Here is a 6,371-nt window from a genome sequence, read left to right as displayed (position 1 = left end):
CGATGGCGGCCTGACAGTCAACAGAGATGTTGAATTTGATGGCCTCATCGCGAGCAAGTCGAATCGTCGCACCGTCGCTCCCGCAGTTGTTTTAGGTATGCCCGAAGATCAGCGGCGGTCAGCGACCACGCCAATCAACACCAACACCACCAACAACACCGGCGCCAGGCTGTAGTTGTTGAACTGGCTCAAGCCGCGCACGACCCATGGCGTGGCGTAGATCAGCGCCGCACCGCTGCCGATCATGCACAGCAGGGACATCAGTGGCACGCGCAACGCGCCGGCGATGCTGCCCAGACGCTGCTCGACCCAGCCTTTGAAATCCGCACCAAACAGCACCAGCAGGCAGCCCACCAGGGCCAAGGCGATTTCCGAGAGGTTGCTGCGGCTCCAGCGAGACACGGTGGCAAGCAGGTCGAGTACCAAATCCATTCGATTTCCTTATGTCAGAAATTTCTGCAGCAAGTCGTTGAGGAAGAGTTGTCCGCGCATCGTGGCTACCAGACGTGACGGTTCGACCTGCAACAGGCCGCTTTGTTCGGCTTCACGGCGGCCTTCAGCAAGGCTTTCCAGCGTCATGCCGGTACGTTCCGGGTACAGCCGCGATTCGACGCCTTCAGTCAGGCGCAGCGCGTTCATCAGGAATTCGAACGGCATTTCATCGTTGCCCAGCGCTTTCTCGCCAGCCAGGAAGCTCTTGGCCGGATTCAGGTAATCCTTCGGCAGGCGGGTCTTCCAGGTGCGAATGATGCGCCCGTCCGGATGGCTGAGCTTGCCATGGGCGCCGGCGCCGATGCCAATGAAGTCGCCAAAACTCCAGTAATTGAGGTTGTGGCGCGCCGGGCGACCGGGCAGGGCGTAGGCCGAGACTTCGTATTGCGCGTAACCATGTTCAGCCAGCAGCGCTTGTCCGGCTTCCTGGATGTCCCAGAGCGTGTCGTCTTCCGGCAGCGTCGGCGGCTGGTTCCAGAATACCGTGTTCGGTTCCAGGGTCAGTTGATACCACGACAGGTGTGTCGGTTTCAGGGCGATGGCTGTGCGCAGGTCCGCCAGGGCATCGTCCAGGGACTGATTCGGCAAGCCATGCATCAAGTCCAGGTTGAAGTTGTCGAACCCGGCCTGCCGCGCCATGCCGGCGGCACGTACGGCTTCGTCGCCGTTGTGGATCCGCCCCAGGGCCTCGAGCTTTTCTTGCTGAAAGCTCTGGATGCCGATCGACAGGCGATTGATCCCCAGTTTCCGGTACGCCACGAACTTGTCTTGCTCGAACGTCCCCGGATTGGCTTCCAGCGTGATTTCGATGTCGCTGGCAAACGGGATGCGTTGTTCGACGCCTTTGAGCAAGCGACCCAGCGAATCAGCGCTGAACAGGCTTGGTGTGCCGCCACCAAAGAAAATCGAGCTCAGCTCACGACCATAAACGGCGTGCAGGTCCTGATCGAGATCGGCCAGCAAGGCGTCGACGTACTCTTCTTCCGGCAGCACGGGGCTGGCGGTGTGGGAGTTGAAGTCGCAATAAGGGCATTTGCGCACGCACCACGGGATATGGATATACAGCGCCAGCGGCGGCAGCACAGACAGGGCTGCCCGAGGCGATTGTGCATCGCCGCCGAAGATCAGCGGCGACGCGGATGATTCACGGGTCATTTCAAGCCCAGACGCTGGCGCAGCAGATCCATTGCACGGGCGCGGTGGCTGATCTGGTTCTTGTCGCTTGGGCTAAGTTCGGCGCTGGAGCAATCACGCTCAGGCACCCAGAACAGCGGATCGTAGCCAAAACCGTGTTCGCCGCTGGCCTGGGTCAGGATTCGCCCGTGCCACAAACCTTCACAGAGGATCGGCAGCGGATCATCGGCGTGGCGCACCAAGGCCAGCACGCATACGAACTGCGCGCCACGTTCGGCTTCGGGTACGTCTTTCAACACGTCGAGCAACTTGGCGTTGTTCGCCGCATCGCCCTTGCCGTCGGCATAACGCGCCGAGTAGATGCCTGGCGCGCCGCCCAGGAAATCCACCGCCAGCCCGGAATCGTCGGCCAGCGCCGGCAGGCCGGAAATGCGCGCGGCATTGCGGGCCTTCAGGATGGCGTTTTCGACGAACGACAGGCCGGTTTCTTCAGGCTCGACGCTGCTGAACTCGCCAATCGAGCGCAGATGCACCGACTCGCCGAGCATGGCCTGGAGTTCCTTGAGTTTGCCGGCGTTATGGCTGGCCAATACGAGCTGCGTGAAGTTGATCATTGGCCGGGGAAGAGCTCTTGGTTGAAATTGATGGTGTTGATCTTGTCGCCGGTCTGCACCTTGATGTCGAAGGTGCGGACTTCCTGCTGATCCACTGGATATTGCGCAATGTAGTAGATCGCGCCTTGTTCGGTGATCTGTTTGAACTGCAGTGGCACGGTCTGGCTGGTCAGGTCTTTGATCGAGCCGCTCACCTGGGCCATCTGTGGCTTGCCTTCCTTGAGGACCGAAATGTTGATCACGCCCTGATTCTTGCTGCGGATCAGTTCGGCGGACTTGGCAATGTCCGGTGTCAGATAGGTGGAATTGAAGGTGTTGTAGTGCACTGTCACGTCGCCGAAGGTTTCCTGGCGCTCGCCTTTGATGGCGTCAGCGGCCATGGCGGTGACGCTCAGGCAGGCAGTGAGTAGAAACAACGCTAGACGACCCATGATCGTTCTCCTTGAAATAGGGTGGATCAGACTGCGACCTTGTGGTCGGAAAGTCCCGGGCTGCTGACCCGGTAGATTCCGATCTCACCTAACAGATTAGGCCATAGCTTACTGGCCCACCCGTGCCGATGCTGTTGATCCACGGCAAGCCGATCAATGACCTTCGCTTCACGTTCGCGACACAAGGCTTCAAAGTCCGCGAAGGTGCAGAAGTGAATGTTCGGCGTGTTGTACCAGGTGTAGGGCAGGAACTCGGAAACCGGCATGCGGCCCTTGCTCGCCAGGTACCAGCGGCAGCGCCAGTGACCGAAATTCGGGAAAGTGATGATGCACTGCCGGCCCACGCGCAGCATTTCCTCGAGGATCTTGTCCGGGTAGTGCACAGCTTGCAGCGCCTGGGTCATGACCACGATGTCGAAACTGTTGCTGGCAAAGTTACCCAGGCCCTTGTCCAGGTCCTGTTCGATGACGTTGATGCCCTTGGCCACGCACTCGGCGATGTTGTCGGCGTCGTTTTCCAGGCCATAACCGGTGACTTGCTTGTTATCGCGCAGCCAGGTCAGCAGTTCGCCATCGCCGCACCCGAGGTCGAGCACGCGGCTGCCGGCGGGGATCCATTCCTGGATGATTTCCAGATCAGCTCTCATGGCTTTCTCACAACGTAATGCGGTTCATGTAATTGCCGAATGCCTGCAGGTAGCGCGGGATCGGAATCAGGAAGGCGTCGTGGCCTTGCGGTGCGTCGATCTCGAGGTAGCAGACGTCCTTGCGCGCGGCCATCAGCGCGTCCACCAGTTCCCGCGAGCGGGCAGGAGAGAAGCGCCAGTCGGTGGTGAACGACATCACGCAGAACTTGGCCTTGGCACCTTCAAAGGTTTTTGCCAGGTTATCGTCGAAGTTCGCCGCCGGATCGAAGTAATCGAGCGCTTTGGTCATCAACAGATACGTATTGGCATCGAAGCGTCCGGAGAACTCTTCGCCCTGATAGCGCAGGTAGCTTTCAACCTGGAACTCGACGCTGTGGAAGTCGTAGTTGAGCTTTTCGCTCTTCAGCCCTCGGCCGAATTTTTCGCCCATGGAGTCGTCGGACAGGTAGGTGATGTGCCCGACCATCCGCGCCAGCATCAGGCCGCGCTTGGGGATCACGTTGTGTTCCTGGAACGAACCGCCGTGGAATTCCGGGTCGGTGAGAATCGCCTGGCGCGCCACTTCGTTGAACGCGATGTTCTGTGCCGACAGCTTGGGTGCCGAGGCGATGGCCAGGCAGTGACGGATGCGGTCTGGGTAGGTGATGCTCCATTGCATCGCCTGCATGCCGCCGAGGCTGCCGCCGATCACGGCCGCGAACTGGGCGATACCGAGGCGATCCGCCAGGCGCGCCTGGCTGTGCACCCAATCTTCGACGGTCAACACCGGGAAGTCGGCGCCGAACGGCTTGCCGGTGTCCGGGTTGATGCTGCTCGGGCCGGTGGAACCGTTGCAGCCGCCGAGGTTGTTCAGGCTGACCACGAAGAACTTGCTGGTGTCGATCGGCTTGCCGGGGCCGATGCAGCTGTCCCACCAACCGGGCTTGCGGTCGTCGGCGCTGTGGTAACCGGCGGCGTGGTGGTGACCGGACAGGGCATGGCAGATCAGCACGGCGTTGCTCGCCGTGGCGTTGAGCGTGCCGTAGGTTTCGTAAATCAGGTCATAGGCCGGGAGCGAACGTCCGCAGGCCAACGCCAGGGGTTCGCTGAAGTGCGCCACTTGCGGCGTCACCAGACCAACAGAATCGGGGGGAAAGGCAGCTGGCATCGACCCTGCTCTCATTGAAATGAGGCGTAAGTCTAAAGATCGCTGCCCCTAGCAGCAAGCTAACCCTTGCCCACTGTAGGAGCCGGCTTGCCGGCGAACCAGATGTCACGGTGTGTCAGTCACGCCGCCTTCGCTGGCAAGCCAGCTCCTACAGTAGGTTCAGCGTTCCAGTCCGGGCAAATCCGGCAGCTTCTTCGGTGAACAGATCCGCACCCGTTTCTGCCGGTTCAACTCACCACTGATCAGGCTGACCTGGCTCTTGGACACGCCAAAGGCCTTGGCCAGAAACGCCATCAGATAGGCGTTGGCCTTGCCCTCGACTGGCGGCGCGGTCAGGCGAATCTTCAGGCGATCGCCGTGCAGCCCGCAAAAATCATCACTGCGGGCTGCCGGTTGCAGGTGACACTCCAGAATCAGGTCGTCACCGTCCCAACGAAAGTAGCTCATCAGATCAGGCCGAGCAGCCCCTGCGGCATGAAGGCAAAGTACGCAAGGCGCGGGATCAGCCAGCTTTGCAGCAACTGGATCACAATGAACGCGAAGATCGGCGAGATGTCGAGACCACCCAGGTTAGGGATGATCCGGCGGAACGGTGCAAGGACCGGCTCAGTGATCTGAGCGACCAGTTCTGCGCCAGGGTTATGGCTGCCCGGTGCAACCCAGGACAGAATCACACTGATGATCATCGCGTAGAACAGAACATTCAAAAACAGCGAGAAAAGGGCGATCAGAGCCCAAGGCACCAACAGCAGCAAGTCGACCTCGAAGCCTTTGAGCAGCAGGATAACCGCCATCAGCACTATCTGCACGATCAGCGCCAGTACCAGTGACGACATGTCCAGCCCGAACATGCTCGGGATGACCCGGCGCAGAGGCTTGAGCAGTGGTTGCGTGGCCTTGACGATGAACTGGCAGAGCGGGTTGTAGAAATTCGCCCGAACCAGTTGCAGGATGAAGCGCATCAGTACGATCAGCAGGTACAGGCTGCCAAGGGTTTTAATGATGAAAATGGCAGCGTCATTGAGTCCAAGCATCGTTGATTCCTTTGTAAGAGCTGATTAGCGACCGAGTTGCTCAGCCATCTCGGCCGAGCGATGCGCGGCAGCACTGAGTGCTTGTTCGACCAGGGCTTCAAAGCCATTGGCCTGGAACGACTTGATTGCAGCTTCCGTGGTGCCCGCAGGCGAGGTGACACGGCGGCGCAACTCGGCGGCGTCGACGTCGCTGGAGACCGCCATGTGGGCGGCGCCCAAGGCGGTTTGCAAGGTCAGTTGCGCGGCGATGTCCGCCGGCAGGCCGAGTTTCACACCGGCGGCGGTCATGGACTCGATCAACAGGAAGAAATACGCCGGGCCCGAGCCGGAAACGGCGGTGACGGCGTCCAGTTGCTGCTCTTCATTCAGCCACAGGGCGATGCCGACGGCGGACAGCAGTTCCTGGGCCTGCTGACGCTGTTCGGCTGTCACCTCGGCTGTTGCGAACAGGCCGCTCGCGCCCTGACGCACCAGCGCCGGGGTGTTGGGCATGCAGCGCACGATCGGCTGGGCGCCGAGCCAGTTGTTCATGCTGGCGCAGGTGATGCCCGCGGCAATCGAAACCACCAGTTGATTGGGCTTGAGGCTTGGGCGAATGGCTTCGCAAACGGCTTTCATCGCCTGGGGTTTGACCGCCAGGACAACGACGTCGGCGCCATCAATGGCCTGGGTGTTGTCGGCGAAGGTTTCGATGCCATGTTCAGCGCTCACGCGGGCGCGGGTTTCTTCGCCCGGATCGCTGGCGCGGATCTGTGCGGCTTCCAGACCCTTGGCCCGCAGGCCGCCGATCAGGCTGGCTGCCATGTTGCCGGCACCGATAAAGGCAATACGCATTTTGCTCATGTCAGGTCCTTATAAAGAGAGGTGTCGGC

At 60.5% G+C, this 6,371-nt stretch carries 9 protein-coding genes; all 9 read right to left on the bottom strand.

Annotated elements, in window-relative coordinates:
• Positions 1 to 108 precede the first annotated feature (108 nt).
• The gene (locus AC1DVH_RS02585; protein ID WP_007987827.1) at positions 109 to 432 is read right to left on the bottom strand and encodes a DUF3392 domain-containing protein; all 324 of its coding nucleotides are present in this window, start codon (positions 430 to 432) and stop codon (positions 109 to 111) included.
• A 9-nt stretch (positions 433 to 441) separates the two neighbouring features.
• Positions 442 to 1,647: a radical SAM family heme chaperone HemW gene (gene hemW, locus AC1DVH_RS02580; protein WP_477752505.1), complete on the bottom strand. Its 1,206-nt coding sequence runs from the start codon at positions 1,645 to 1,647 to the stop codon at positions 442 to 444.
• Positions 1,644 to 2,240 carry an RdgB/HAM1 family non-canonical purine NTP pyrophosphatase gene (gene rdgB, locus AC1DVH_RS02575; RefSeq protein WP_477752504.1) on the bottom strand — a complete coding sequence of 199 codons (597 nt, stop codon included), beginning with the start codon at positions 2,238 to 2,240 and terminating at the stop codon, positions 1,644 to 1,646. The genes hemW and rdgB overlap by 4 nt, the downstream gene beginning before the upstream one ends.
• Entirely contained in the window at positions 2,237 to 2,671 is a 435-nt protein-coding gene (locus tag AC1DVH_RS02570) for a DUF4426 domain-containing protein (RefSeq protein ID WP_477752503.1), read from the bottom strand. The genes rdgB and AC1DVH_RS02570 overlap by 4 nt, the downstream gene beginning before the upstream one ends.
• Before the next feature lie 26 nt (positions 2,672 to 2,697).
• Complete coding sequence (gene metW / locus AC1DVH_RS02565) at positions 2,698 to 3,318, bottom strand: methionine biosynthesis protein MetW (protein ID WP_007975398.1); 621 nt, start codon at positions 3,316 to 3,318, stop codon at positions 2,698 to 2,700.
• A 7-nt stretch (positions 3,319 to 3,325) separates the two neighbouring features.
• A complete protein-coding gene (gene metX / locus AC1DVH_RS02560; RefSeq protein ID WP_008046479.1) occupies positions 3,326 to 4,465 on the bottom strand; it encodes a homoserine O-succinyltransferase MetX in 1,140 nt (379 codons plus the stop codon).
• Between the two features lie 159 nt (positions 4,466 to 4,624).
• The gene (locus AC1DVH_RS02555) at positions 4,625 to 4,912 is read right to left on the bottom strand and encodes a DUF167 domain-containing protein (RefSeq protein WP_008019963.1); all 288 of its coding nucleotides are present in this window, start codon (positions 4,910 to 4,912) and stop codon (positions 4,625 to 4,627) included.
• Entirely contained in the window at positions 4,912 to 5,499 is a 588-nt protein-coding gene (locus AC1DVH_RS02550) for a YggT family protein (RefSeq protein WP_477752502.1), read from the bottom strand. The genes AC1DVH_RS02555 and AC1DVH_RS02550 overlap by 1 nt, the downstream gene beginning before the upstream one ends.
• A 24-nt stretch (positions 5,500 to 5,523) precedes the next feature.
• A complete protein-coding gene (proC, locus tag AC1DVH_RS02545) occupies positions 5,524 to 6,342 on the bottom strand; it encodes a pyrroline-5-carboxylate reductase (protein ID WP_477752501.1) in 819 nt (272 codons plus the stop codon).
• Between the last annotated feature and the right edge of the window lie 29 nt (positions 6,343 to 6,371).

This window comes from Pseudomonas sp. P4_C3 (assembly GCF_056402075.1).
Note: the sequence above shows the minus strand (reverse complement) of the source record. Positions and strands in the feature narration are given on the sequence as shown.